At 71.0% G+C, this 26,135-nt stretch carries 25 protein-coding genes and 1 tRNA gene; 13 read left to right on the forward strand and 13 right to left on the reverse strand.

The features are described from left to right. The first annotated feature begins 135 nt into the window (after positions 1 to 135). The 6 genes from ACF08F_RS01270 to ACF08F_RS01295 all read left to right on the forward strand — a co-directional run bounded on the left by ACF08F_RS01270 (position 136) and on the right by ACF08F_RS01295 (position 4,630). Positions 136 to 903 carry a DUF881 domain-containing protein gene (locus ACF08F_RS01270; RefSeq protein ID WP_392296424.1) on the forward strand — a complete coding sequence of 256 codons (768 nt, stop codon included), beginning with the start codon at positions 136 to 138 and terminating at the stop codon, positions 901 to 903. Between the two features lie 25 nt (positions 904 to 928). Beyond that, positions 929 to 1,705, forward strand: a complete 777-nt coding sequence (locus tag ACF08F_RS01275) for a class E sortase (RefSeq protein ID WP_392296425.1) — start codon at positions 929 to 931, stop codon at positions 1,703 to 1,705. Between the two features lie 64 nt (positions 1,706 to 1,769). Beyond that, positions 1,770 to 1,931: a hypothetical protein gene (locus tag ACF08F_RS01280; protein ID WP_392296426.1), complete on the forward strand. Its 162-nt coding sequence runs from the start codon at positions 1,770 to 1,772 to the stop codon at positions 1,929 to 1,931. Beyond that, entirely contained in the window at positions 1,928 to 2,566 is a 639-nt protein-coding gene (locus tag ACF08F_RS01285; RefSeq protein ID WP_392296427.1) for an aminodeoxychorismate/anthranilate synthase component II, read from the forward strand. The genes ACF08F_RS01280 and ACF08F_RS01285 overlap by 4 nt, the downstream gene beginning before the upstream one ends. Then, positions 2,563 to 3,918 carry a class E sortase gene (locus ACF08F_RS01290; RefSeq protein ID WP_392296428.1) on the forward strand — a complete coding sequence of 452 codons (1,356 nt, stop codon included), beginning with the start codon at positions 2,563 to 2,565 and terminating at the stop codon, positions 3,916 to 3,918. Before ACF08F_RS01285 ends, ACF08F_RS01290 begins: the two co-directional genes overlap by 4 nt. A 37-nt stretch (positions 3,919 to 3,955) precedes the next feature. Continuing rightward, positions 3,956 to 4,630, forward strand: coding sequence for a class E sortase (locus tag ACF08F_RS01295; RefSeq protein WP_392296429.1), 675 nt, complete (start codon positions 3,956 to 3,958; stop codon positions 4,628 to 4,630). Positions 4,631 to 4,786: 156 nt separating this feature from the next. On the opposite strand, the gene pknB is transcribed toward ACF08F_RS01295, so the two are convergent. The 6 genes from pknB to ACF08F_RS01325 form a co-directional block, all read right to left on the reverse strand. Next, a complete protein-coding gene (pknB, locus tag ACF08F_RS01300; RefSeq protein WP_392296430.1) occupies positions 4,787 to 6,850 on the reverse strand; it encodes a Stk1 family PASTA domain-containing Ser/Thr kinase in 2,064 nt (687 codons plus the stop codon). Between the two features lie 166 nt (positions 6,851 to 7,016). Further along, positions 7,017 to 8,483 (reverse strand): peptidoglycan D,D-transpeptidase FtsI family protein, encoded by a 1,467-nt coding sequence (locus ACF08F_RS01305; RefSeq protein WP_392296431.1) that lies wholly within the window; start codon positions 8,481 to 8,483, stop codon positions 7,017 to 7,019. After that, positions 8,480 to 9,919 carry an FtsW/RodA/SpoVE family cell cycle protein gene (locus tag ACF08F_RS01310; RefSeq protein ID WP_189508775.1) on the reverse strand — a complete coding sequence of 480 codons (1,440 nt, stop codon included), beginning with the start codon at positions 9,917 to 9,919 and terminating at the stop codon, positions 8,480 to 8,482. Before ACF08F_RS01310 ends, ACF08F_RS01305 begins: the two co-directional genes overlap by 4 nt. A 26-nt stretch (positions 9,920 to 9,945) precedes the next feature. Further along, a complete protein-coding gene (locus ACF08F_RS01315; protein ID WP_392296432.1) occupies positions 9,946 to 11,439 on the reverse strand; it encodes a Stp1/IreP family PP2C-type Ser/Thr phosphatase in 1,494 nt (497 codons plus the stop codon). Positions 11,440 to 11,526: 87 nt separating this feature from the next. Next, positions 11,527 to 12,051 (reverse strand): FHA domain-containing protein, encoded by a 525-nt coding sequence (locus ACF08F_RS01320; RefSeq protein ID WP_392296433.1) that lies wholly within the window; start codon positions 12,049 to 12,051, stop codon positions 11,527 to 11,529. Between the two features lie 10 nt (positions 12,052 to 12,061). Beyond that, entirely contained in the window at positions 12,062 to 12,943 is an 882-nt protein-coding gene (locus ACF08F_RS01325; RefSeq protein WP_392296434.1) for an FhaA domain-containing protein, read from the reverse strand. A gap of 688 nt (positions 12,944 to 13,631) precedes the next feature. Between ACF08F_RS01325 and ACF08F_RS01330 the strand changes: the two genes are divergently transcribed. The 3 genes from ACF08F_RS01330 to ACF08F_RS01340 all read left to right on the forward strand — a co-directional run bounded on the left by ACF08F_RS01330 (position 13,632) and on the right by ACF08F_RS01340 (position 16,408). Then, positions 13,632 to 13,718 (forward strand) — tRNA-Leu (locus tag ACF08F_RS01330). A gap of 154 nt (positions 13,719 to 13,872) precedes the next feature. Further along, on the forward strand, positions 13,873 to 15,705 hold the full coding sequence (locus tag ACF08F_RS01335; RefSeq protein ID WP_392296795.1) for a sensor histidine kinase: 1,833 nt from the start codon (positions 13,873 to 13,875) through the stop codon (positions 15,703 to 15,705). A 43-nt stretch (positions 15,706 to 15,748) separates the two neighbouring features. After that, positions 15,749 to 16,408, forward strand: a complete 660-nt coding sequence (locus tag ACF08F_RS01340; protein ID WP_392296435.1) for a response regulator — start codon at positions 15,749 to 15,751, stop codon at positions 16,406 to 16,408. Positions 16,409 to 16,445: 37 nt separating this feature from the next. Here ACF08F_RS01340 and ACF08F_RS01345 read toward each other — a convergent pair whose 3' ends face one another. Continuing rightward, on the reverse strand, positions 16,446 to 16,913 hold the full coding sequence (locus ACF08F_RS01345; protein WP_392296436.1) for a MarR family winged helix-turn-helix transcriptional regulator: 468 nt from the start codon (positions 16,911 to 16,913) through the stop codon (positions 16,446 to 16,448). A 146-nt stretch (positions 16,914 to 17,059) separates the two neighbouring features. Between ACF08F_RS01345 and ACF08F_RS01350 the strand changes: the two genes are divergently transcribed. The 4 genes from ACF08F_RS01350 to ACF08F_RS01365 all read left to right on the forward strand — a co-directional run bounded on the left by ACF08F_RS01350 (position 17,060) and on the right by ACF08F_RS01365 (position 21,192). Further along, positions 17,060 to 18,151 carry a hypothetical protein gene (locus ACF08F_RS01350; RefSeq protein WP_392296437.1) on the forward strand — a complete coding sequence of 364 codons (1,092 nt, stop codon included), beginning with the start codon at positions 17,060 to 17,062 and terminating at the stop codon, positions 18,149 to 18,151. A gap of 103 nt (positions 18,152 to 18,254) precedes the next feature. After that, positions 18,255 to 19,715 (forward strand): DUF2252 domain-containing protein, encoded by a 1,461-nt coding sequence (locus ACF08F_RS01355; RefSeq protein WP_392296438.1) that lies wholly within the window; start codon positions 18,255 to 18,257, stop codon positions 19,713 to 19,715. 241 nt (positions 19,716 to 19,956) lie between these two features. Further along, positions 19,957 to 20,790, forward strand: coding sequence for a J domain-containing protein (locus tag ACF08F_RS01360; protein WP_392296796.1), 834 nt, complete (start codon positions 19,957 to 19,959; stop codon positions 20,788 to 20,790). 57 nt (positions 20,791 to 20,847) lie between these two features. Beyond that, positions 20,848 to 21,192, forward strand: coding sequence for a rhodanese-like domain-containing protein (locus tag ACF08F_RS01365; protein WP_392296439.1), 345 nt, complete (start codon positions 20,848 to 20,850; stop codon positions 21,190 to 21,192). 51 nt (positions 21,193 to 21,243) lie between these two features. Here the strand turns inward: ACF08F_RS01365 and ACF08F_RS01370 are convergent, their stop codons facing one another. The 6 genes from ACF08F_RS01370 to paaA all read right to left on the reverse strand — a co-directional run bounded on the left by ACF08F_RS01370 (position 21,244) and on the right by paaA (position 26,108). Further along, on the reverse strand, positions 21,244 to 22,377 hold the full coding sequence (locus ACF08F_RS01370) for an acyl-CoA dehydrogenase family protein (RefSeq protein ID WP_392296440.1): 1,134 nt from the start codon (positions 22,375 to 22,377) through the stop codon (positions 21,244 to 21,246). A gap of 98 nt (positions 22,378 to 22,475) precedes the next feature. Then, positions 22,476 to 23,564, reverse strand: coding sequence for a 2Fe-2S iron-sulfur cluster-binding protein (locus ACF08F_RS01375; protein ID WP_392296441.1), 1,089 nt, complete (start codon positions 23,562 to 23,564; stop codon positions 22,476 to 22,478). Then, complete coding sequence (gene paaD / locus ACF08F_RS01380; protein ID WP_392296442.1) at positions 23,565 to 24,062, reverse strand: 1,2-phenylacetyl-CoA epoxidase subunit PaaD; 498 nt, start codon at positions 24,060 to 24,062, stop codon at positions 23,565 to 23,567. It lies immediately after the preceding gene. Further along, positions 24,056 to 24,811, reverse strand: coding sequence for a 1,2-phenylacetyl-CoA epoxidase subunit PaaC (paaC, locus tag ACF08F_RS01385; RefSeq protein ID WP_392296443.1), 756 nt, complete (start codon positions 24,809 to 24,811; stop codon positions 24,056 to 24,058). Before paaC ends, paaD begins: the two co-directional genes overlap by 7 nt. Beyond that, complete coding sequence (gene paaB, locus ACF08F_RS01390) at positions 24,808 to 25,095, reverse strand: 1,2-phenylacetyl-CoA epoxidase subunit PaaB (protein ID WP_073908616.1); 288 nt, start codon at positions 25,093 to 25,095, stop codon at positions 24,808 to 24,810. Before paaB ends, paaC begins: the two co-directional genes overlap by 4 nt. Beyond that, the gene (gene paaA, locus ACF08F_RS01395) at positions 25,092 to 26,108 is read right to left on the reverse strand and encodes a 1,2-phenylacetyl-CoA epoxidase subunit PaaA (RefSeq protein ID WP_392296444.1); all 1,017 of its coding nucleotides are present in this window, start codon (positions 26,106 to 26,108) and stop codon (positions 25,092 to 25,094) included. The genes paaB and paaA overlap by 4 nt, the downstream gene beginning before the upstream one ends. Positions 26,109 to 26,135 lie beyond the last annotated feature (27 nt).

The following is a 26,135-nucleotide window of genomic DNA, read 5'->3' on the forward strand; positions in this document are numbered from 1 at the left end:
ACTCTCCTGTCGATGCGCTGCGTGACCGCGCAGGGAACTGTGGGCGGCGCCGGGATGTGACGTAGGAGGAAGACTGCGTCCCCCGGGCGTCCGTTAGCGTAGTGGTTCCGCGGCACCGAAGGGGATCAGGGTACGTTGAGCAATTCCGCCGACACTCCCGCAGGGCCGGGCCGCACCACGAGGTGGCGACCCGTCCGGGTGCTGACCCTTGCCGTCTTCGCCCTCGCCGGACTGATCTTCGTGACGAGTTTCAACACGGCCAAGGGCACGAACATCCGCACGGACGCCTCCCTTCTCAGGCTCTCAGACCTCATCGAGGAACGCAGCCACAAGAACGAGGGGCTCGACGAGTCCACCGCGGCCCTCCGCACCCAGGTGGACGGCCTCGCCGCCCGCGACGACGGTTCCACCCGTGCGGAGGACGCCAAGCTCGCCGCCCTCGAAGCGGCGGCGGGCACCACGGAGGTCTCCGGCTCCGGCCTCACCGTCACCCTCGACGACGCCCCGCCGAACGCCCAGGCCGCCCCCGGCTACCCCGAGCCGCAGGCCAACGACCTCGTCATCCACCAGCAGGACCTCCAGGCCGTCGTGAACGCCCTGTGGCAGGGCGGGGCCGAAGGCATCCGCGTCATGGACCAGCGGCTCATCTCCACCAGCGCCGTGCGCTGCGTCGGCAACACCCTGATCCTCCAGGGCCGCGTCTACTCGCCCCCGTACAAGATCACGGCCGTGGGTGACCGCCGGAAGCTGACCAGGGCGCTCAACGAGTCCCCGGCCCTCCAGAACTACCAGCTGTACGTCAAGGCGTACGGGCTCGGCTGGAAAGTCGACGACCACAGGGCGGTGACTCTGCCGGGCTACTCGGGCACAGTGGACCTCCACTACGCGAAGCCGGTGAGCTGACCGGAGGGACTGCGGGGAGGGGCGCGTGGGCGGTGTCCGTCTCGTCGTGCGGACCTTCAGCGAGCTGTGCCTGACCGTCGGCACCCTCATCGTCCTCTTCGTCGTGTACGTCCTGTACTGGACCGGCGTCCAGGCCCGGAGCGCCGGCGCCGACCAGATCGACACCCTCCAGCGGGAGTGGCTCGGCACCCCCGTCACGGCTCCGGCCACCGCTCCGGCCGCAGGACCCGCCAAGGGCTCCGGTGCGCCGCCCACCGCCCCGCCGGCCAAGGCCCCGGAGGGAAACGCCCCCGCCCCCGAGACCGGGCGGCCGTACACCCCGGGCAAGGGGATCGCCGTCATGTACGTCCCCCGGCTCGGCAAGGACTGGAAGTGGCCCGTCCTCGAAGGCACGGGACCGGACGTCCTGAAGAAGGGCCTCGGCCACTACACGGGCACCGCCCGGCTCGGCGCGACCGGCAACTTCGCCGTCGCGGGCCACCGTCGCACCTACGGCGACCCCTTCAAGGACTTCCCGCGACTGCGCCCCGGCGACGCGGTCGTCCTCACCGACGGGACGACCTGGTTCACGTACCGCGTCGACCGCGGCCCCTACCGGACCCTGCCCACCGACGTCGGGGTCGTCGCCCCCGTACCCAAGCCCCTCAGGAGGAACGCGGCCGGCTACGACGGGCCCGGCCGCTACCTCACCCTCACCACCTGCGAGCCCGAGTGGGGCAGCAGTCACCGGCTGGTCGTCTGGGCGCACCTCGACGGCACGCGGCCGGTGGCCGACGGTCGTCCACAGGCTTTGGGCAGCTGACCCCTGACGGCCTCCGCGCCCCGTACTCTGGTCCCCGTAACGAACGGAAGGGGCGGTCGACGGCATGTACGGCTGGATCTGGAGGCATCTGCCGGGCAACGCGTGGGTGCGGGCACTGATCTCGATCGTGCTGGTGCTCGGGGTCGTCTACGCCCTCTTCCAGTACGTGTTCCCCTGGGCGGAGCCCCTGCTTCCGTTCAACGATGTGACGGTGGACGGCCAGTGAGCGCGCGAATTCTCGTCGTCGACAACTACGACAGCTTCGTCTTCAACCTCGTTCAGTACCTCTACCAGCTCGGCGCCGAGTGCGAGGTCCTCCGCAACGACGAGGTCGAACTGAGCCACGCACAGGACGGCTTCGACGGCGTCCTGCTGTCGCCCGGCCCCGGCGCGCCCGAGCAGGCCGGCGTCTGCATCGACATGGTCCGGCACTGCGCCGACACCGGTGTGCCCGTCTTCGGCGTCTGCCTCGGCATGCAGTCGATGGCCGTGGCGTACGGCGGCGTCGTCGACCGCGCGCCCGAGCTGCTGCACGGCAAGACCTCCCCCGTCACGCACGAGGGGAAGGGCGTCTTCGCGGGCCTCCCCTCGCCCTTCACCGCGACCCGCTACCACTCGCTGGCCGCCGAGCCCGCCGCCCTGCCGGCCGAGCTGGAGGTCACCGCGCGGACCGAGGACGGCATCATCATGGGGCTGCGCCACCGTGATCTGCCCGTGGAAGGCGTCCAGTTCCACCCGGAGTCGGTCCTCACCGAGCACGGCCACCTGATGCTCGCCAACTGGCTGGAGCGGTGCGGCGACAAGGGGGCGGTCGGCAGGTCGGCGGGGCTCGCGCCGGTGGTGGGCAAGGCCGTCGCGTGACGACGGGCTCGCCGTGGTTCCGGGACCAGGGAGTCCCCGGGCCGGAGCCGATACCCGTGGACCCGTACGCGCAAGGGGAGCAGCAGCCGCAGCCCCAACCCCAGCCCTACGACCCGACGGTGTACCACCAGCAGCCGCAGCCGCAGCCGACGTACGGACAGACGGCGTACGAGCAGCCCTCGTACGGGCAGTCGGGGCAGGAGCAGCCCCCGTACGGGCAGTCGGGGCAGGAGCAGCCCTCGTACGGGCAGCCGACGTACGAGCAGTCGGCTTACGGGCGGACGGCGTACGAGCCCACCTACGAGGCTCCGGCGCCCCCGGCCACTCCGGCCGTCCAGACCGCCCCTGCCTACGAGGCCCCGTACGAATCCCGGCCCGGGTACGAGCCCCAGCCCGTCCAGGAGGCGCCGCACGAGCCCGCGTACGCCTCGTACGCACCGCAGGAGACGCCGCAGGCGGCCCCACCGGCCCCGGCGGCCCCACGGGACGAGACGGTGGCCCTGCGGGCCGTGGAGACGCCCCAGGGGCCCGGACGGGCCGAGCGGCGCCGCGCGGCCAAGGGCCGCGGCGGCGCCCCCGCAGCCGCAGCCACGGGCGGATCGTCCGGCACCGGGTCGCGCCCCCTCTCCCGCGTGGAGGCCCGCCGCGCCGCGCGCGCCGCCAAGGACAGCGTCGGCGTCATCGCCAGCCGGACCATCGGTGAACTCTTCATCACCTTCGGCGTCGTCATGCTGCTCTTCGTCGCCTACCAGCTGTGGTGGACGAACGTCCTCGCCGGCCAGGAGACCGACCGCGCCAAGGAGCAGATCGAGGACACCTGGGCCAAGGGCCGCGACAGCGCCGACGACGGCAAGCCGGAGGCCTTCGAGCCCGGCCAGGGCTTCGCCATCATGTACATCCCCAAGCTCGACGTCGTCGTGCCCATCGCCGAGGGCATCAACAAGGCGAAGGTCCTCGACAAGGGCATGGTCGGCCACTACGCCGACGGCAAGCTCAAGACGGCCATGCCGTCCGACAAGCAGGGCAACTTCGCCGTCGCGGGCCACCGCAACACGCACGGCGAACCGTTCCGGTACGTCAACCAGCTCAAGCCCGGGGACCCGATCGTCGTCGAGACCCAGGACGCGTACTACACCTACGAGATGGCGAGCATCCTGCCGCAGACCGCGCCGTCGAACGTCGCGGTGATCGACCCGGTGCCCAAGGGCTCCGGCTTCACCAAGCCCGGCCGGTACATCACCCTGACCACCTGCACGCCCGAGTTCACCAGCACGTACCGCATGATCGTCTGGGGCAAGATGGTGGAAGAACGCCCGCGCAGCAAGGGAAAGCCGGCGGCCCTCGTAGGGTGAGACCCCACACCTCCGGACGGGACGACAGGACGACCTAGTGGCACGCGCGCGCAACCGGATCGCCGGGATCATCAGCGTCTTCGGCGAACTCCTCATCACAGCGGGTCTGGTGCTCGGACTCTTCGTCGTCTACTCGCTGTGGTGGACCAACGTCCTCGCCGACCGCGCCGCCGACCAGGACGGCGCCCAGGTCCGCGACCGGTGGGCGGGCGGCCCCGGCGCCCTCGACACCAAGGACGGCATCGGCTTCCTCCACGTCCCCGCCATGGGAGACGACGAGATACTGGTCAAGCAGGGCACCACCAGCGCCATCCTGAACAACGGCGTCGCCGGCTACTACACCGACCCGATCAAGTCCGCCCTCCCGCAGGACAAGAAGGGCAACTTCACGCTGGCCGCCCACCGCGACGGGCACGGCGCGAAGTTCCACAACATCCACAAGCTGAGGACCGGCGACGCGATCGTCTTCGAGTCCAAGGACACCTGGTACGTCTACAAGGTCTACAAGAGCCTGCCGGAGACGACGAAGTACAACGTGGACGTCCTCCAGCCGGTCCCGAAGGAGTCCGGCAGGACGAAGCCGGGCCGCTACATCACCCTGACGACCTGCACCCCGATGTACACCTCGGACTACCGGTACATCGTCTGGGGCGAGCTGGAACGCACGGAGAAGGTCGACCGCGACCGCACCCCGCCGGCCGAGCTGCTCTGACAGCCGCTGCGGCCGGACACGACCCGGCCCCGGCATCCGCGAACACGACCGAGCCCCGGCGTACGGGAACAGGACCGAGCCCCGGCATCCATCGGATGCCGGGGCTCGGTCGTGGTGCGTGCGCGCTGTGCGTGCGGTGCGGGCCGGGTGTGGCCGTCAGTCGAAGATGCCGCCGAAGCCGCCGCCGTCATTGCCGCTGCTGTCCCCGCCGCCGGGGTTGCCGCCGTCCCCGCCACCGGGGTTGCCGCCGGGGTTGCCCCCGCCGCCCACGGTGATGACGGTGACCGTGTCGCCGACGTTGACCATCGAGCCGGGAGCCGGGTTCGAGGTGATCACCGTGGCGTCCTCCTTGTCGGAGTTCGCCTGGGTGACGACCAGACCCAGGGCCTCGAGCTGCGCCTTGACGTCCTTGAACTGCTTGCTGGCGATGTCCGCGGGGATCTGGACCTGGGTCTGCTGCGGGCCCTTGGAGACCTGGAGCGTCACCTCGGAGTTCTTCGCGGCCGAGGAGTTGCCGTCCGGGGTCTGCTTGACGACCTGGTCCTTGGGCTGGTCCGAGTCCACGTACTGCGTGACCACGGTGAAGCCGAGGTTCTTCAGCTGCTGCTCGGCCTGGGCGAGCGGGTTGCCGACCACCGGGGGAACCGTCGACTGCATCTGCTTCGCGACGGTGACCGTCACCTCGGAGTTCTTCTCCGCCTTGGTGCCGGCGTCCGGGTTCGTGCGCAGGACCGTGCCCGGGTCCTCGTCGGACTCCTCCTGCTCGATCTTGACCTTGAAGCCCTTGTCCTTCAGGGTCTGCTCGGCGCGCTCCTGGGACTGCTCGATGACGTCCGGGACCTCTTCGAGGGGGGCGCCCTCGGAGACGTACAGCTGGACCGTGCTGCCGGTGTCCATCAGCGCGGCGCCGTCCGCGACCGGGACCTGCCGGCAGACGGAGCCCTTGGGCTCGGCGCAGCGCTCGGTGCCGGCCTGGACGGCCTTCACCTGGGCGTTGGTCGCGAGGCCCTCCGCCGCCTTCAGCGTCTGACCGACGAGCTGGGGGACCGGGACCTGCGGGGTTCCTTCCTTCTTGTCGAACAGCGAGACGCCGATGAAGATCGCACCGACGAGCACCAGGACGCCGGCCAGGGCCAGCAGGATCGTCGAGGTGTTCGACTTCTTCTGCCCACCGCCCCGGCGCCGGTCCGGACGGTCGTCGTAGCCGTAGCCGCCGTCGTCCCCGTTGATCGGGGGCATCATCGAGGTCTGACCGGCCGGGTCGGCCTGGCGCAGCGCGGTCGTCGGCTGGTCCTCCGGGTAGCCGCCGTAGCCGCCGCCGTACGAGGGCGCGCCTCCCATGCCCATCCCGATGCCCATCGCCGCGGCGGCCGCGACCGGCTGACCGTCGAGGCAGGCCTCGATGTCCGCGCGCATCTCGTCCGCCGACTGGTAGCGGTAGTCGGGGTCCTTGACCAGTGCCTTGAGGACGATGGCGTCCATCGACGGCGTGATCTCGGCGTCGAAGTTGCTCGGGGCCTGCGGCTCCTCGCGGACGTGCTGGTACGCGACCGCGACCGGGGAGTCACCGATGAAGGGGGGCCGGACCGTGAGGAGCTCGTAGAGCAGGCAGCCCGTGGAGTACAGGTCGGACCGGGCGTCGACCTGCTCGCCCTTGGCCTGCTCCGGGGAGAGGTACTGGGCGGTGCCGATGACGGCGGCGGTCTGCGTCATGGTCATGCCCGCGTCGCCCATGGCGCGCGCGATGCCGAAGTCCATGACCTTGACCTGGCCGGTGCGCGTCAGCATGACGTTCGCCGGCTTGATGTCACGGTGCACGATGCCGGCGCGGTGCGAGTACTCGAGCGCCTGGAGGATGCCGACCGTCATCTCGAGGGTGCGCTCGGGCAGCAGCTTGCGTCCCGAGTGCAGCAGCTCACGCAGGGTGGACCCGTCGACGTACTCCATCACGATGTACGGGATGGAGACCCCGTCGACGTAGTCCTCGCCGGTGTCGTAGACCGCGACGATCGCCGGGTGGTTCAGCGAGGCGGCGGACTGTGCCTCACGGCGGAACCGGGCCTGGAAGGACGGGTCGCGGGCCAGGTCGGCCCGCAGCGTCTTCACGGCGACGGTGCGGCCGAGCCGGGTGTCCTGGGCGATGTACACCTCGGCCATGCCACCACGGCCGAGCACCGAGCCCAGCTCGTACCGGCCGCCGAGGCGACGCGGCTCTTCCATAGCTAATCCAGCCCTCTCCGTCTGTCCCGACCGCACCCATGGGTGGTCCGGCGGTGTGTGCTGTTCGCGCATACGCTACCGGCCCCGGGGAGGCGTTCCGCTCGGGGCCGGTAGCTGATACCTGACCGGTACCTGGCCGGTACCCGGTTCGTACGTGTCCGGGGGATCAGCCCCGGTTCTTGATGACGGCCTTCATGACGGCCTTCGCGATCGGGGCCGCCAGGCCGCCACCGCTGATGTCCTCGCGGTTGGTGCCCTCGGCGTCCTCGACGATCACGGCGACGGCCACGGGGGAGCCCTGGGCGGTCTTGGCGTACGAGATGAACCAGGCGTAGGGACGCTTGGCGTTCTTCTCGCCGTGCTGGGCGGTGCCCGTCTTGCCGCCGACCTTGACGCCGTCCATGTTCAGGTCGGCCTTGCCGCCGGTGCCCTTGGCGACGACGTTCTCCATCATCTGCTGGAGCTTCTGGGCGTTCTGCGGGGAGACCGGCTGGCTCATCTCCTCCGGCTCGTTCTGCTTGATGACGTCGAGGTTCGGGGCGACCAGCTTGTCGACCATGTACGGCTTCATCAGCTTGCCGTCGTTGGCGATCGCCGCCGTGACCATCGCCATCTGGAGCGGGGTGGTCGCGGTGTTGAACTGGCCGATGGAGGAGAGCGCGTTACCGCCGCGGTCGGCCTTCTTGTCGTAGACCGAGGCGGAGGAGCGGACCGGCGTGAACTGCTCGGCGTTGAAGCCGAACTTCTCGGCCATCTCGTTCATCTTCTCGACGCCGACGTCGTCACCGAGCTTGGCGAAGACCGAGTTGCAGGAGATCCGCAGCGCCTCGTTCAGGCTCGCGTTCGCACAGCCGCCGGAGTGGTTCTTCATCGGCTTCGTGGAGAGCGGGATCTTCCAGCCCTCGGGGGTCTCGGTCGCCGCGTCGATGTCGGTGACCTTGCCGCTCTCCAGCGCCGCGGCGGCGGTGACGACCTTGAAGACGGAACCGGGGGGGTAGATCTCGCGGATCGCGCGGTTCTGCTTCGGCTTGTTCTTGTCCTTCTCCAGCGCGACCCAGGCCTTCTCGTCCTTGCCGGAGTAGCCGGCGAACGAGGTGGGGTCGTACGAGGGGGTGGACGCGAGTGCGAGGATCTTGCCGGTGGACGGCTCGATGGCGACGACGGCGCCGGTGTTGTTCCCGAGGCCCTTGTAGGCGGCCTTCTGCGCGGCCCCGCTGAGGGTGGTGACGACGTCGCCACCCTTCTTCTTGTCGCCGGTGAACATGGCGAGCGTGCGGTCGAAGAAGAGCCGGTCGTCGTTGCCGGTGAGGATGCCGTCCTCGATCTTCTCGATCTGGTTGGCGTCGTAGGCCTGCGAGGCGTACCCGGTGACCGGGGCCCACATGGGGCCGTCGGTGTAGGTGCGCTTGTACTTGTAGTACGGGTCCTGGGAATCGACGGAGCCGGTGATCGGCTTGCCGTCGACGATGATGTTGCCGCGCTCGTTCGCGTAGCGCTCGATGCGCACACGGGTGTTCTTGGAGTGCGAGTTCAGCTCGTCGGCGCGGACGAACTGGAGCCAGTTGTCGCGCACGAGCAGGGCGAAGATGAGCAGGCCGCAGAAGATCGCGACCCGGCGAAGCGGCTTGTTCACGGACGGACCACCTGGGTCATCTCGGCGTCGGGGGACGGGGCGGGCGCGGGCGCGGGGCGCCGTGCGGTGTCGCTGATCCGGATCAGGATGCCGATCAGCGCCCAGTTGGCGATGACCGAGGAACCGCCGTACGCGAGGAACGGCATCGTCATACCGGTGAGCGGGATGAGCCCCATCACGCCGCCGGCGACGACGAAGATCTGGAGTGCGAAGGCGCCGGAGAGGCCCATCGCGAGAAGCTTGCCGAAGGGATCGCGGGCGGCGAGGGCCGTGCGGATGCCGCGCTCGACGATCAGCCCGTAGAGCAGCAGGAAGACCATCACACCGGCGAGCCCGAGCTCTTCGCCGACGGTGGCGAAGATGAAGTCCGAGTTGGCGGCGAAGCTGATGAGGTCGGAGTTGCCCTGGCCGAGGCCGGTGCCCAGGATGCCGCCGGAGCCGAAGGACATCAGGACCTGGGTCATCTGGTCACAGGCGTTGAGCATGTTCTGGTCGGTGGCCGTCTCCAGACAGCCGAACGGGTCGAGCCAGGCAGCCACGCGGGACTTCACGTGGCTGGCCGTGGAGCCGACGACCGCCGCACCGGCGACCGCCATCAGCAGACCCATGACGATCCAGCTGGTCCGCTCGGTCGCCACGTACAGCATGATCACGAACATGCCGAAGAACAGCAGCGAGGTGCCGAGGTCGTTCTCGAAGACCAGGATGAGGAGGCTGACCGCCCAGATCGTGAGGATCGGGCCCAGGTCACGGCCACGCGGCAGGTAGAGCCCCATGAAGCGGCGACTGGCCAGGGCCAGCGCGTCGCGCTTCACCATCAGGTACCCGGAGAAGAAGACGGCGAGGACCAGCTTGGCGAACTCACCCGGCTGGATGGAGAAACCGCCGACGCGGATCCAGATCTTGGCGCCGAAGACGTCCGCACCGAGGCCCGGGACGAGCGGCAGCAGCAGCAGGACGAGGGACACCACCATGGAGATGTACGTGTAGCGCTGCAGGACGCGGTGGTCCTTGAGCAGCACGAGCACGCCCACGAACATGGCGATGCCGACCGCCGAGTACATCATCTGGCTCGGAGCGTCCGGGCTGAAGCTCTTGTACAGCCGCATCGAGGTCGCGATGAGCCGCGGCGACTGGTCCAGCCGCCAGATCAGCACCAGGCCCATGCCGTTGAGCAGGGTCGCGAGGGGCAGCAGCAGCGGGTCCGAGTACGGGGCCCACTTCCGCACCACGAGGTGGGCGACGCCCGCGAGCAGGGCGAGGCCGAGTCCGTAGCCGGCCATGCCGGCCGGGACCTTGCCGTCGATGGCCAGGCCCACGTTGAGGTACGCGAACACCGGGATGACGACGGCGAACGCGAGCAGCGCGAGCTCGGTGTTGCGACGGCTCGGCGCCTCGATCGCGCCGATGGTGGTCGTGTTGGTGACAACGCTCATGGTGGTGAAAGGCCCCCTACGGGTGCTTACTGCTTGCCGCAGTTCGAGGCCAGCTTCTGCTCCTCCGCGGTGAGGGTGGGACCCGGCGACGGAGCGGCTGTGGTGGGCTTGGAGTCAGGGGTGGCGGCGCCTTCCGGCGTCTCGGCCGGCGGCTTGCTCGCCTGGTCCGCGGCCTTCTCGGCGGCGGCTCGGCGCTGCTCGGTCTTCTTGCAGGCCGAGGCCTGCAGGGCCAGCTCGGAGATCTTCGTCTCGGCCTTGCCGAGGCTGCCGCCCGTGATCGTGTCCTCGACCTGCTTCCGCTGGTAGGCGGGGAGGTACTTGAGTTCGATCTCGGGGTGGTCCTTCTCGACCTTCGACAGCGAGACCCAGGCCAGGTCCTGGCTGATGCCCTGGTAGAGCGCCACGTGCTGGTCCTTGGAGCCGACGTAGTACTGCGTCTGCGTCCACCGCCAGCCGCCGTAGAGCCCGCCGCCGACGACGGCGAGGGACAGGACGAGGAAGAAGGAGCGCTTGAGCCACTTGCGGCCGGTGCGCGGCTTGACGAAGTCGTCGTCCGTGTACGACTCGAAGGAGCCCTGCGGAGGCATGCCGCCGTAGCCGTGGTCGTCGCCGCTGCCGGGCGGACCGAAGCCGCCGGCGGGCGGCTGCTGGTGCGGGGCCGGGCGGCCGAGGCCGGAGGCGCGGCCGGCGGGGGTCTGCATCGCCCCGCCGTCGTTCAGCTGGGCAGCCTGGTTCTCGGCGACCGCGCCCACGATGACCGGGGTGTCGCTGAGGTGGCCGGCGAGGGTGTCGCCGCCGTCGACGTCCAGGACGTCCGCGACGATCACCGTGATGTTGTCGGGGCCGCCGCCGCGCAGCGCGAGCTGGATCAGCTCCTGCACGGTCTCCTGCGGGCCCTGGTAGCTGGCGAGCGTGTCCTCGAGGGTCTGGTGGGAGACCACGCCGGACAGGCCGTCGGAGCAGATCAGGTAGCGGTCGCCGGCCCGGACCTCACGGATCGAGAGGTCGGGTTCGACGTGGTCGCCGCTGCCGAGCGCGCGCATGAGGAGCGAGCGCTGCGGGTGGGTGGTGGCCTCTTCCTCGGTGATCCGGCCCTCGTCGACGAGGCGCTGGACCCAGGTGTGGTCCTGGGTGATCTGGGTGAGGACACCGTCGCGGAGCAGGTAGGCGCGCGAGTCGCCGACATGCACGAGACCGAGGCGCTGACCGGTCCACAGCAGGGCCGTGAGCGTCGTGCCCATGCCCTCCAGCTGCGGGTCCTCCTCGACCATCATCCGGAGCTGGTCGTTGGCGCGCTGCACCGCCGTACCGAGCGAGGTGAGGATGTCGGAGCCGGGCACGTCGTCGTCGAGCGTGACGAGGGTGGAGATCACCTCGGAGGAGGCGACCTCACCGGCGGCCTGGCCGCCCATGCCGTCGGCGATGGCGAGCAGCCGGGGGCCGGCGTAGCCGGAGTCCTCGTTGCCCTCGCGGATCATGCCCTTGTGGGAGCCCGCGGCGAAACGCAGGGACAGAGTCATGCGCACCTGCCCTGTCGACGCTGCATCGGGGTACAGCCGGTCTCGACCCACACTGCCCACCCTCCGGTCGCTCCGCTCATTGTCGTACTACTTCCGCAGCTCGATGACGGTCTTGCCGATGCGAATCGGCGCGCCCAGCGGAATCGGCGTGGCGGTGGTGAGGCGGGTCCGGTCGAGATAGGTGCCGTTCGTGGACCCGAGATCCTCGACGATCCACTGGCCGTCCCGGTCGGGGTAGATCCTGGCGTGCCGGCTGGACGCGTAGTCGTCGTCCAGCACGATCGTCGAATCGTGCGCCCGGCCCAGCGTGATCGTCTGGCCCTGGAGGGCGACGGTGGTGCCGGTGAGGGTGCCCTCGGAGACGACCAGCTTGGTCGGGGCACCACGACGCTGCCGGCCGCCCGAGGCGGGCTGCTGGCCACGCTGCTGCGGAGGCGCGGCGGCCTGCTGGCGCGTGTTCTGCTGCGGCCGGGAGTCCTGGCGCCGCGAACCGCGCTGGGTCACCCGCGTTCCGAACAGATCGCTGCGGATGACCTGGACGGCCACGATGACGAACAGCCACAGAACGGCCAGGAAACCCAACCGCATGACCGTCAGGGTCAGCTCTGACATTGCCCCCGCTTCACCCTTCGGCTTGCCGGTAAACGATGGTGGTGCTGCCCACGACGATCCGCGAGCCGTCGCGGAGCGTAGCGCGGGTGGTGTGCTGCCCGTCCACCACGATGCCGTTGGTGGATCCCAGATCCTGGATCGTCGAGGGCGTTCCGGTCCGGATCTCGCAGTGCCGGCGGGAGACGCCGGGATCGTCGATCCTCACGTCCGCCTCGGTGCTGCGGCCCAGGACCAGGGTCGGGCGGGAGATCTGATGGCGGGTGCCGTTGATCTCGATCCAGCGGCGGACCTGGGAGCCCGCTCCGGCCCCGGCGCCCGTGCCGGGCACGGCCACGGGGCCACCCGCCGGGCGTCCCGCGGGAGCCCCCGGCCGCTGGCCGGGGGCGCCGGGAGGCGGCGAGGCGGGCATGGGCGGAGCCCCGGCCGGAGCGCCGGCCGGGGGGTACCCGTAGCCGCCGCGGCCGTGTGCCTGGCCCTGCTGCTGATGTCCGGACGCGGGCGGCTGCGGCTGTGACGTACTCGACGCGAGTGTGCGGCTGCGCACCCGGTACAGACCGGTGTCGAGGTCGTCGGCCTTCTCCAGATGGACCTTGATCGGGCCCATGAAGGTGTACCGCTGCTGCTTCGCGTAGTCCCTGACCAGGCCGGCGAGCTCGTCGCCGAGCTGGCCCGAGTAGGGGCTGAGGCGCTCGTAGTCCGGCGCGCTCAGTTCCACGATGAAGTCGTTGGGGACGACGGTCCGCTCGCGGTTCCAGATCGTCGCGTTGTTGTCGCACTCGCGCTGGAGAGCGCCGGCGATCTCGACGGGCTGGACCTCGGACTTGAAGACCTTGGCGAAGGTGCCGTTGACCAGACCTTCGAGGCGCTGCTCGAATCGCTTCAGGACTCCCATGGGGCACCTCCTCCGTCGTTGTCGTCCTGGTACTGCTTACTGATCGTATCCACGCGTCGGGAAATCGGCTGGTTCCCCTTCTCTGCCCTGTGGACGAGTGTCACCTCTCACAGACCTTTCCCCCGGATCGTAGAGGTGGCCTGTGGACAGTGTCCCGCACCCGGCTGAGGGAGCGGCGGTGGGACCGGCGGTCCGGACCCGACGAACGAGTGCGGTCCGTCACCTTTCTCCCTCTTCCACTCCTTCCTCCCGATTTCGTTCCCGCCCCTCCGCCCCCTTCCCCCGCTCCTGTCTTCCCGTCTTCCCTCCCCTTGCCCTGCCTCCCCTTGCCCTGCCTCCTCTTGCCCTGCCTTCCCTCGCGCTCTTCCGCGGTGCGTCCGCCGTTCCCTCACCGCTCTCTCCTCGCCCTCCCCCTCTGCCCCGCTCCGCCTCCGCCAGTCCCCCGTCCTGGCCCCGCCTCGGCCCTGACTCCGCCTCGGGCCCTGGCTCCGTCCCGCGCCGTTCCGGCCCCGTTCCGGATCCGTCCCTCGCCTCGGACCTTCGGGGGCTCCCTCCCGCCTCCCTCTCTCCTTGTTCTGCGGGAGTGGGGGCGAAACAAGGGATGTGAATCCACGGTCTGCGACGTGCTAATCTTCAGATGTCGCCAGGCGCTCACACCGAAAGGTGAGAGGGCAGGGAGGCCACCAATGCGCGGGTGGCGGAATAGGCAGACGCGCTGGATTCAGGTTCCAGTGCCCGAAAGGGCGTGGGGGTTCAACTCCCCCCTCGCGCACCAGACGGAAGCCCCGTAGGTCATCGACCTACGGGGCTTCTGCGTGTGTGCCCTGGATTGTGAGCCTTCCCACGTCGCGACTTTTGTCGTCGCGGAGCGAGACGAAAGACGGACGTCCTCGGACGGGGCCGCTGCCTAGGGTGCGAGCGTGGACGTTATGTCGAAGTCGGGGGACCGGGGCGCGAACGGCGGCGAGTCCGGGAGACGCACGGAAGCCGGGACGAGGATCGGGCGCGCCGTCGCGGCCGGGGCCGCCGCCTGGTGGGCCTGGTTCGCCGTACCGGGGCAGTGGTCGCGGCGCCGTACCGCCGGTGAGATCTCGCTCGCCGTGGTCGTCGCGCTGCTCGCCGCCGGTAGCGAGGAGCTCCTGGGCGGCGAGGGCTGGCGGCTCGCCGTGGTCGCCGTCGGCGCCGCCGTGCTGTCGCTGCTGCGGCGCCGGCTGCCCGCGAGCGTGCTCGTCCTCGCCGCGGCGCTCGCCCCCTTCCTACCCGGCTTCGGACCCCTGCTGATCGTCGTCGGCTGGTCCGCCGGCCGGTACGTCGAGAGCGCAGGGCGGGCACTGGCCGCGTTCATGGCCGCCTTCGTCCTGTACGTCGGAGGAGCTCTCCTCGAGTCCTGGGAACTGCAGCGGCTGCTCACGATGGCCTTCCTCGCGGCCCTCTACTACCTGGCCACGACCCTGGCGCCCGCGCTCGCCCACCGCTACTGGACCCAGCGGCGGACCCTGCTGCACGCCCTCCAGGAGCGCAACGCCCAGCTGCTGCGGGAGCGGACGATGGTGGCCTGGCAGGCGCGACTGCGGGAGCGGCAGCGGATCGCCCAGGACATGCACGACAGCCTCGGACACCAGCTGGCGCTGATCGCCGTGCACACCGGCGCCCTGGAGGTGGACCGGGAGCTGACCGAGCGGCAGCGCGAGGTCGTCGGGGTCCTGCGGAACGCCTCGGTGACGGCGATGCACGAGCTGCGGGAGGTCGTCGGCATATTGCGCGACGGGATCGAGGCCACGGAAGGAGCGGTCGCGGCGCCCGTGCGGGCCGGCGACGAGACGGGGAGGGCGGCGCGCGGCACCGCCGGCATCGAAGGGCTCGTGGCGGCGGCCAAGGCGGCCGGGACCACGGTCGGGCTGCGCCGGATCGGGGACGAGCGCCCCCTCGAACCCGCCGCCGACCACGCCGCGTACCGGATCGTGCAGGAGGCGCTGACCAACGCCTACAAGTACGCGCCGGGCGCGCCGATAGCCGTCGAGCTGCGGTACGAGCCGGACACCTTCGTCGTGGAGGTCCTCAACGAGCCGCCGGTGGGCGGCCCCGCCGAGGACGTGGTGAGCGGCGGACAGGGGCTGACCGGCCTCGCCGAGCGGGCCCGGCTGGTCGGCGGCATGTGCCACGCGGGTCCGGCCGACGGAGGCGGGTTCCGGGTGGCCGGGATGCTGCCGTACGGAGCGGCACCCGTCGCCGAGGCAGCGCCTTTGGTCGATGCGGCCGACGACTTCCGGCAGCAGTCGACGAGCCCGCTCGTGGGCGATGGTCGTCCGGTCGTGGTCGGACCGACCGACTGGACGTTCACGGAGCGGGAGCTGGCTATGGCGGTACGCGGGGGCCGAGGCAGGGGCATGAGCGCGGGCGGCGGAGTCGCCCTGGGGTGCGGGATCGCCTTCGCGGCGGTCGTCCTGCTCGTGGTGGCCGCGGGCTTCGGGCTCTACTTCATGATCGGGTCGCTGGAGAAGGGGATGATCGACCCCAAGCAGTACGAGGCGGTCAAGGTCGGCACGGCCGAGCGCGAGGTCCGGGACCAGCTCCCTTCGGGCGACTCGATAGCCACCGCCGGCCTGGGAGGCAAGGGGCCCGCGCAGCCGGGGGGCGCCGACTGCCTGGTGCTGCTCTCCTCGGAGACGGGGGAGTCCTTCGACGAGGAGCCCGTTTTCCGGTTCTGCTTCAAGGACGGCAAGCTGATCGAGAAGAAGTCGTACGTGGTCGACCAGCGGTGACGCTGTCCTCGGCCACACCGGAGTCGTTCGTGGGGGAGTAGCTGTGGCAGGGCAGCCCATCAGGGTCGTGATCGCCGATGACGAGCCCCTGATCAGGGCCGGGATCCGGATGATCCTCATCTCGGACCCGGAGATCGAGGTGGTCGGCGAGGCGGCCGACGGCCGTGCGGCCGTCGAGGCGGCGCGGGCACACGCCGCCGACGTGGTGCTGCTCGACATCCAGATGCCGGTGCTCGACGGCCTCTCCGCGCTGCCGGAGCTGCGCCGGGCGGCGCCGGCGGCCCGGGTGATCGTCCTGACGACCTTCGGGGAGCGGGAGAACGTGCTGCGGGCCCTGGAGCACGGGGGCGCCGGTTTCCTGCTCAAGGACACCGCGCCGGCCGAGCTGATCCGGGCGGTGCGGGCGGCCGCGGCGGGGGACGCCTATCTGTCGCCGGCGGCGACCCGGCACGTGGTGGAGCGGCTCGCGACGGGCCGGGAGGCCGCGCGGTCCGAGCAGGCGCGGATGCGGGTGGCGGCGCTGAGCGACAAGGAGCGCGACGTGCTGGCGGTGCTCGGTGAGGGGCTGTCCAACGCGGACGCGGGCCGGCGGCTGCACATGAGCGAGGCCACGGTGAAGACGTATGTGAGCCGGATCCTCGCCAAGCTGGACTGCGAGAACCGGGTGCAGGCGGCGCTGCTGGCCCGGGACGCGGGGCTGTAGCGGCCTTTCCGGCGCCGTCGGGCGTCGGTGCTTCGGGTCAGTGCGGGGGGCTGTCCGGGAGGCCGCTCGGGGTCGCGCTGTTGTAGCGCAGCAGGTACGCGGCGAACTGGGCGAGGTCGTCGGCCGACCAGTCCCTGAGACGTTCCCGATAGGCGGCGAGGCGGCTCGTCTGCGCCGAGGCGAGGACCTCGGCGCCCGCCTCCGTGGGGTGGAGGACCTGGACGCGGTGATCGTCGGGGGCCGGTCGGCGCTCGACGAGTCCGAGCCGCTCCAGGGTGGCGACCTGGCGGCTGACCGTCGACTTGTCCAGCAGGTAGTGGGCCGCGAGGTCCGTGGCCCGGCAGCCACGCTGCACGTCGATGTGCGCGAGGAGCGTGTAGGAGACGAGCGGGAGCTCGGGGTGGACCCGGGCCGCCGCGGCGCGGGCCCTGCGCGCGAACGCCGTCAGCTCGCGCTGGATGACGTCCAGGGACGCCTCGCGCGGTACCTCTGCGCCACCGGTCATGGTGCGCTCCCCTGTCGTCTGTCGTCTGTCGTCTGTCGTCTGTCGTCTGTCGTCTGTCGTCTGTCGTCTGTCGTCGCCGTTCCCTGCGCATTCAGTTGTATAGTACAACGGTTATGTAGTTGTAAAAGCCAACCAAGGAGGTTCCGGTGTCCGCAGGACCGAGCAACCACAGCGCGTTGAGGCATGTCCTCGGACATCTGCTCACCCCCCTGCTGATGTGCGTCGGCATGGGCCTGGCCTACCTCGGCGCCTTCCACGCCCCCGCACCGCACGACCTGCGCGTCGACGTCGTCGGCTCCGGGCCGAGCGCCCAGATCCTCGCCCAGACGCTCCAGGACGAGGGCGCCGGTGCCCTCGACGTCCGTACCGTCGCCGACCGGTCGACCGCCGTCACCTCGCTGCGCGAGCAGGGCAGCTTCGGGGCCTACGTCCCCGGCGAGAAGCCCGAGCTCCTCGTCGCCTCAGGCTCCTCCGACACCAGCGCCATGGCCGTGGAGAAGGTGTTCACCAAGGTCGCCGCCGCACAGGACGCCCCGCTCAAGGTCACCGACATCACCCCGGCCGCCTCCGGCGACCCCACCGGCCAGGGCATCTTCTTCCTGCTCGTCGCCCTCAGCATCGGCGCCTACGCCTCGGTCGCCGTCATCGGCGGAGCCGGCGCCGCCCTGCCCATGCGGATCAGGGCCCTTCTCGCCGCCGCCATGTCGCTGGTCGTCAGCCTGATCGGCACCCTGTTCGCCGGACCGGTCTTCCACCTCGTCGACCGGGGGCTCGGCGGAGTCTGGGCCATGTCCTGGCTCTACGCGGCGGGCATCCTGCTCGTCGGCGTCGGCCTCCACACCTTCCTGCGCCGCTGGACCACGCTCGGCGTGATGGTCCTCTTCGTCATGCTCAACTTCACGAGCTCCGGCGGCATCTACCGGCCCGAGCTCCAGCCCGGCTTCTTCGGCGCCCTGCACGCCTTCTGGAACGGCGCGGGCTTCGTCGAGGGCGTCCGCAGCCATGTGCACTTCGACGGCCACGCGCTCGGCGGACACGTCCTCGTCCTCGTGCTGTGGTTCCTCGCCGGAGCCGCCCTCGTGGTGGCGGCCGAGGTCGTGGAAGGCAGGAAGGCCGACGCGGTGAGCGCGGGGACGGGCAAGGAGACGGCCCGGATCAGTAAGAGGAACGAGCGGGAGACGAAGCCGGCGGTGGAGGAGGAGCCGGAGGAGGAGATGGAGGAGGCCGTGGGCGTCTGAGGTTGTCCACAGGGCGTTGTCCACAGGGGGAGACGGTCGATCAGGTGCGGCTGTACCGTCAGGGCCGGATGATGTTGGACATCGCATCGGGGGAGGGCATCCCATGGACGAGAACCGGGCCGTGGTGCCGGAACAGCGCGGTACGGACGGGACGGCGGACGGCGAGCGCGTCCCGCACGTGACGGGCTTCGCGCGTCGCGCCGCCGCCGGCCCGGGGGTCTCCCCCAAGGACGCCGGCAAGGAACTGCGCGGCCGGGTGCCCCGCTCCGCGCACGACCGGCCCGCCCTCGCGGCCGACCGGCCGGACGCCGTCCGCGCCGTCGAGGAGTCCAGCCGGGGACGTGTCCCCGAGCTCACGCCGATACGCGTCGGGCGCATGGCGGCGAGCCCCTTCGCCTTCCTGCGCGGATCCGCCGGCCTGATGGCCCAGGACCTCGCCACCACCCCCGTCACCGGGATAGCCGCCCAGCTGTGCGGCGACGCGCACGCCGCCAACTTCGGCCTCTACGGCGACGCCCGAGGCCGGCTCGTCATGGACCTCAACGACTTCGACGAGACGATCGTCGGCCCCTGGGAATGGGACCTCAAGCGGCTCGTCACCTCTCTCGTCCTCGCCGGGCGCGAAGTGGGTGCGAGCGAGGAGGTGTGCCGGGCCGCCGCCTTCGACACCGTCGGCGCCTACCGCCGCACCATGCGCCTCCTGGCCAGGCTCCCCGCCCTCGACGCCTGGAACGCGATAGCCGACGAGGAACTCGTCTCGCACACCGACGCCCGCGATCTCGTCGGCACGCTGGAGCGGGTCTCGGCGAAGGCCCGGAACAACACCAGCGCCCGGTTCGCCGCCCGGTCGACCGAGCCGGTGACCGATGCGGCGGGCGGTGGCCGCAGGTTCGTGGACGCCGCCCCGGTGCTGCGCCGGGTTCCCGACAGCGAGGCGGCGGCTGTCGCGGCCGCACTCGGCGCCTATCTGGAGACCGTGTCCGAGGACCGGCTGCCGCTCCTCGCGCGGTACGCCGTCCACGACGTGGCCTTCCGGGTCGTCGGCACCGGCAGCGTCGGCACCCGTTCCTATGTCGTGCTGCTGCTCGACCATCGGGGCGAGCCGCTGGTGCTCCAGGTGAAGGAGGCCAGGCCCTCGGTTCTGCTGCCTTACCTGCCGGCCGTCGGCTTCACCGTGCCGGACACGGGCCACGAGGGGCGGCGGGTGGTTCTCGGGCAGAAGCGGATGCAGGTGGTCAGCGACCATCTGCTCGGTTGGACGACGGTCGAGGGGCGCCCCTTCCAGGTGCGTCAGTTCCGCAACCGCAAGGGCAGCGTCGACCCCGCCGCGCTCACCGTGGACCAGGTCGACGACTACGGCCGCATGACCGGGGCGCTGCTGGCCCGGGCGCACGCCCACAGCGCCGATCCGCGTCTCATAGCCGGCTACTGCGGCAAGAACGAGGAGCTGGACGAGGCCGTCGCGTCCTTCGCCGTCACGTACGCGGACCGCACCACCGCGGACCACGCCGACCTGCTTGCCGCGGTCCGGGCGGGGCGCATAGCGGCGGAACTGGGCGTCTGACCGACGCCCCGCAGAGGGGAGGGAGGGGAGGGGGAGGGAGGGGGGAGGCCCCCTCCGAAGGACCGTAGGCTGGGTGGGAAGAGCCGGAACGAGGACGTGGGCGGGCGTGAACGTGAGCGTGGACCAGGGTGCGAACGACGAGTCCGCGGACGAGCGTCCCGAGGGCGAGCCGTCGGTAGGTGGTGCGCAGTCCGACGGCGAGGCGGCCCTGGACGGCGCGCGGCCTGAGGGTGAGGCGGGCGTGGGTGGCGCCCGGGCCGAGGGTGACGTGGGCGTGGGTGCTGAGGTGCCGGGTGCGGACGAGCGGCCCGAGGCTCGGCTGGAGCGGGCCGTGCGGGTTGCCGAGCAGGCGTTGATCGAGTTCGAGATCGCCGTCGAGACCTTCCGGGTCGAGGTGGAGAACTTCTCGCGGCTGCACCACCAGAAGCTCGGCCCCATGTACGCGCGGCTCGACGAGCTCGACGCGCGGATCGCCGAGGCCAAGGCCGAGCGCACCGGAGACCCGGAGGATCTTCGGAAGGCCCAGGAGGCACGGGCCGCGGTCATGCCCATGCCCGGGGTGGAGGAGCTCTTCCACGACTGGATCGACTCCGACGGCCTCTCCCCCGAGGCCGCCGCGATGCTGAACGAGCGGCCGGTGCAGGCCCCGAAGCGGGTGCGGCCCAGCGAGGAGGCCCGCCGTCTCTACCGAGAGCTGGCCCGCAAGGTCCACCCCGACCTGGCGCGGGAGGACGCGGAGCGGCAGCGGCGTGAGGAGTTCATCACGCGGGTGAACGCCGCCTACGCCCGCGGCGACGAGGCGCTGCTGCGTGAGCTCTCCGCCGAGTGGGAGGCAGGTCCCGTGCCGGCCGAGGAGCGGCCCAGTGAGAGCGAGGAGCTGTACGCCCGCCTGGAGTGGTTGGCGCAGCGCAAGGACATGCTGTCCGTGATGGCGCGCGAGCTGGAGGAGTCCGCGATCGGCGCGATGCTGCGGATGGCTCCCGACGACCCGGACCGGCTCCTGGAGGAGGTCGCCGAGCAGCTGCTCGCGCAGGTCTCCGAGCGTGAGACCGAGCTCGCCGGGCTGGTGGAGTAGGTTTTTTCTGTGCGCTCGAAGTCCGTCGGGCGGTTCTGACGAGAGAAGGCCAGTCCCATGAATTTCTCCCCGCTGCCCTCGGTGGACGCGGCCTCCGTGCCGGCGGATGCGCTGGTGCTGGACGTCCGGGAGGACAACGAGTGGGAAGCCGGTCATGTCGAGGGTGCGCTGCACGTGCCGATGAGCGACTTCGTGGCGCGCTTCGGTGAGGTGACGGAGGCGGTGGCCGAGCACGGTCGCGCCTATGTGATGTGCCGGGTGGGCGGCCGGTCGGCGCAGGTCACCCAGTATCTGGTGCAGCAGGGCTTCGACGCGGTGAACGTCGACGGCGGGATGATCGCCTGGGACGGTGCCGGGCGTCCGATGGTGACGGGGAGCGGGAGCCCGGCCTTCGTCCTCTGAGCGGAGTCGATCGAGTTGAGTCGATGGATGTGAGCTGAGCCCGGTTCGGGGTCAGCCGAGGGGGTGGGCGGCCAGGAGGTCGCCCAGTGCCTCCTCGTGGGCGGCCGCGGGGCCGAGGGACAGTTCGAGCTGCTTGGCCCAGGCGTGGTAGCGGTGCAGGGGGTAGTCGGTGTCGGCGCCGAAGCCTCCGTGCAGGTGCTGGGCGGTCTGCACCACGCGGCGTACGCCCTCGGAGGCCCAGATCTTCGCCACGGCGATGTCCCCGGCGGCGGGGAGCGGCCCGTCGGCGCCGGTGGAGACGCGCCAGGCGGCCTGCCAGAGGGTGGCTTCCATGGCGCGCAGGTCGATGTAGCGGTCGGCGGTCTGGACGGCGACTGCCTGGAACGTGGCCACGGGGTGGCCGAACTGTTCGCGCTTGCCGGTGTACTGGCTCGTCATGGTGAGGACGGCCTCGCCGAGTCCGAGGGCGAGTGCGCAGGTGCCGGTGGTGAGGAGCTCGCGGAGTCGTTCCCAGGCGCCTTCGGTCTCGATGACCTCGGTGCTGTCGAGGCGTACGGCGTCGAGGTGGAGTTCGGCGAGGAGTTCGCCGCTGGTGGAGTACTGCTCGGCGAGGGTGACGCCTTCGTGGGTGCGGGGGACCAGGGCGAGGACGGTGCGGGCGTCGGGGGTGCGCGCGGGGACGGCGACGAGGTCGGCGCCGTGGGCCCAGGGGACGGTGCTCTGGAGTCCTTCGAGGATCCAGGCGTCGCCGTCGCGGTGGGCGGTGACGGCGTGGTCGGCGGGGTCGTGGCCGGTGCGTCCGTGGGCGGCCGCGGTGAGGACGAGTTCGCCGCGGCAGACGCGGGGGAGGAGCGCGGCGGCCGTCGCGTGGTCCGCGTGGCCGGCGATGGTCATCGCCACGGCGCCCGTCTCCAGGAGGGGGACGCGGGCGAGGACGCGGGCGGATTCGCGGAGTACGAGGCAGAACGCGACGGGGTCGAGTCCGGCGCCGCCGTGCTCGGTGGGCAGGACGAGACCGAGCAGGTCGGCGGCGGCGAGGCGGGACCAGAGGGGCCGGTCGAGGTCCTCGGACACGGCGCCCGGTGTGAGGGCCGGGCTCGGTACCGCGTCGGGTGTGACGTTTGCGAAGACCGCCTTGGCCGCTTCGACGGCCGCCTGTTGCTCTTCGGTGAAGGTGAAGTCCACTGTCCTGCCCTCCCGTTGTCGCTCCTGCTCTCTCTGCCCTGACGAGCCGTCAAGATAGAACAGGTTCTAGCGGAAGGGAATGGCGGTGCCGGGACTCGTCAGCGGTCGAAGTCCAACTCCACGTCCGGGGTGAGGGGATGGGACTGGCAGGCCAGTACGTATCCGGCTTCGGTCTCGTCGGGTTCCAGCGCGAAGTTGCGGTCCATCCGCACCTCTCCGCCGACGAGGAAGGCGCGGCAGGTGCCGCACACTCCGCCCTTGCAGGCGTACGGGGCGTCGGCGCGGGCGCGCAGCACGGTGTCGAGGAGGGTCTCGCCGCGGTCGACGGGCCAGGTGCCGGAGCGGCCGTGAAGGGTCGCGGTGAGGTTCGCGTGCGCGGGGGTGTCGGCGGCGGCGACGGGGGCGGGTGCCGAGCCGTCGTCGACGTGGAAGATCTCCTGGTGGATCCTGCTCCGGTCCACTCCGAGGTCGCGCAGGGCGTGTTCGGCTCCCTGGACGAGTCCGAAGGGTCCGCAGAGGAACCAGCCGTCGATCTCGGCGACGGGCAGCAGTGCGGGCAGCAGGGTGTCGAGCCGCTCGCGGTCGAGGCGGCCGGAGGGCAGTCCTGCCTGCTGTTCCTCCCGGGAGAGGACGGTGACGAGCTGGAAGCGGTCCGGGTAGCGGTCCTTGAGGTCGGCCACCTCGTCGAGGAACATCGTGGAGGAGGCGGTGCGGTCGCTGCGGATCAGGCAGAACCGGGCCTCGGGTTCCCGGGCGAGCAGGGTGGCCGCCATGGACAGGACCGGGGTGATGCCGCTGCCGCCGACGACGGCGGCGAAGTGGCCGGGGCGCGGGGTGAGCGCGAAGCGGCCCATGGGTTCCATGACCTCGACGAGCTCGCCGACGGCCAGCTCCTTGAGGGCGTACGTCGAGAAGGCGCCGCCGTCGACGAGGCGGATGCCGACGCGCAGGACGGGGGGTTCGCCGGCGGGGGCGGCGGGTGCGCAGATCGAGTAGGTGCGGCGGATCTCCGCGCCGTTCTCGTCTGTGCGGCGGAGGGCGAGGTGCTGGCCGGGGAGGTGGCGGTACGTCTCGTGGAGCTCGGGCGGGACCGCGAAGGTGACGGCCACGGAGTCGTCCGTGAGCCGCTCGACGTCGCTCACCCTGAGCGGATGGAACCCGGCCCGTCCGGCGCCTGAGGGCAGCATCTACAGCTCCTTGAAGTGGTCGAACGGTTCGCGGCATGCGGTGCAGCGGCGCAGGGCCTTGCACGCGGTGGAGGAGAAGCGGCTGAGGAGCTCGGTGTCGGTGGAGCCGCAGTGGGGGCAGCGGATCGCCAGGGTGAGGGCGACGGGGCCGCCGGCCGGGCCCTGGGGGCGGGGCGGGGCGATGCCGAACTCGGCGAGCTTGCGGCGGCCTTCCTCGCTGATGTCGTCGGTGGACCAGGCGGGGACGAGGACGGTGACGACGGAGACGTCGGGCACTCCGTGCTCGTGGAGGGCGCGCTCGATGTCCGAGGACATCGCCTCGATGGCGGGGCAGCCGGTGTACGTCGGGGTGAGGGAGACCTCGACGCGGCCGGGGCCGGTGATGTGGACGCCCCTCATGACGCCGAGCTCCTCCAGGGTGAGGACGGGCAGCTCGGGGTCGGGGACGGCGCCGGCGATGCGGCTGAGCTCCTCCTCCAGGGCCGTCATGGTCACCATGTCGCCCCCGGATGGCTGCGGTGCAGGTGCTGCATCTCGGCGAGCATCCGTCCGAAGGACTCGGTGTGGAGTCCCTGTCGGCCTGCTCCGGCGGCCCAGGCTCCGGTGCGGGGTCCGGTGGGGGCGGTCAGTGTGGCCTTGTCGAGGACGGCCGTGACGGAGTCCAGCCAGGCGCTCTCCATGGCGGCGTGGTCCAGGTCGAGACCGTCGACGGGCTGGAACAGCTCGCCGGTGTACCGCCAGAGGGCGTCGCAGGCCCGCTGCATGCGGTCGTGGCTCTCGGGGGTGCCGTCGCCGAGGCGGAGGGTCCAGTGCTCGGCGTGGTCCCGGTGGTAGGCGACCTCCTTGACGGCCTTGGCCGCCAGGCCGGCGAAGGGTCCGTCGCCCGCTGCCAGCTGTCCGTACAGGAGGTGCTGGTAGGTGGAGAAGTACAGCTGGCGGGCGATGGTGTGGGCGAAGTCGCCGTTGGGTTGTTCGACCAGCTGGGCGTTCCGGAAGGAGCGCTCCTCGCGGAGGTAGGCCAGTTCGTCCTCGTCGCCGACGAGGGAGAGCAGGATTCGGGCCTGGCCGAGGAGGTCGAGCGCGATGTTCGCCAGGGCGACCTCCTCCTCCAGGACGGGGGCGGAGCCGGCCCACTCCCCCAGGCGGTGGGAGAGGACGAGGGCGTCGTCGCCGAGCGCGAGGGCGGCGGCGACCGGCGCTGCTGCCTGGCCGGTGGCCGGGGTCTCGCGGGTGTCGGGGGTGCTCACAGGTGCTTCACCCCCTCCGGGATCTCGTAGAACGTGGGGTGGCGGTAGGGCTTGTCCGCGGAGGGCTCGAAGAAGGGGTCCTTCTCGTCGGGCGAGGAGGCGGTGATCTCCGCGGAGGGCACGACCCAGATCGAGACGCCTTCGCTCCTGCGGGTGTACAGGTCGCGGGCGTTGCGCAGGGCCATCTCCGCGTCGGGTGCGTGGAGACTGCCCGCGTGGGTGTGGGACAGTCCGCGGCGGGAGCGCACGAACACCTCCCACAGCGGCCAACTGTCGCTCGTCATGCCTGTGCCTCCCCGTGCTTGCCGGTGTGCTTGTCCGCGTAGGCCGCGGCTGCTTCTCTGACCCAGGCGCCGTCCTCGTGGGCCTGGCGCCGCTTGGTGAGCCGCTGCTCGTTGCAGGGGCCGTTGCCCTTGAGGACGTCCCAGAACTCGGTCCAGTCGATGGGGCCGAAGTCGTAGTGCCCGCGCTCCTCGTTCCACCGGAGGTCGGGGTCGGGGAGGGTGAGTCCGAGGGCCTCGGCCTGGGGCACGGCGATGTCGACGAAGCGCTGGCGGAGTTCGTCGTTGGTGTGGCGCTTGATCTTCCAGGCCATGGCCTGGGCGGTGTGGGTCGACTCGTCGTCGGGCGGGCCGAACATCATCAGGGAGGGCCACCACCAGCGGTCCACGGCGTCCTGGGCCATGGCGTGCTGGGCCTCGGTGCCGTTCGACAGGGCGAGGAGGGCCTCGTATCCCTGGCGCTGGTGGAAGGACTCCTCCTTGCAGACCCGGACCATCGCCCTGGCGTACGGGCCGTAGGAGCAGCGGCACAGGGGGACCTGGTTGGTGATCGCGGCGCCGTCCACGAGCCAGCCGATGGCGCCGACGTCGGCCCAGGTCAGCGTCGGGTAGTTGAAGATCGAGGAGTACTTCTGGCGGCCGGAGTGGAGCTTGTCGAGGAGCTCGTCGCGGCTGGTGCCGAGGGTCTCCGCGGCGCTGTACAGGTACAGGCCGTGGCCGGCCTCGTCCTGGACCTTGGCCATGAGGATCGCCTTGCGGCGCAACGAGGGCGCGCGGGTGATCCAGTTCGCCTCGGGCTGCATGCCGATGATCTCGGAGTGGGCGTGCTGCGCGATCTGTCGGACGAGCGAGGCGCGGTAGGCCTCGGGCATCCAGTCGCGCGGCTCGATCCGCTCGTCGGCGGCCACGGCGGCGTCGAACACGGCTTCGTAGGCGGCCTGTGTCGCCGCCGCGGCTCCGTCCGACACGCCGGGCGTGCCCGTGGTTCCTGTCGTCCCTGCCGTCACTGCCGTCATCGAATCCCCTACCGACCGATCGTTCGG

The sequence above is a fragment of the Streptomyces sp. NPDC015130 genome, from assembly GCF_043080005.1.
Lineage (GTDB): Bacteria > Actinomycetota > Actinomycetes > Streptomycetales > Streptomycetaceae > Streptomyces.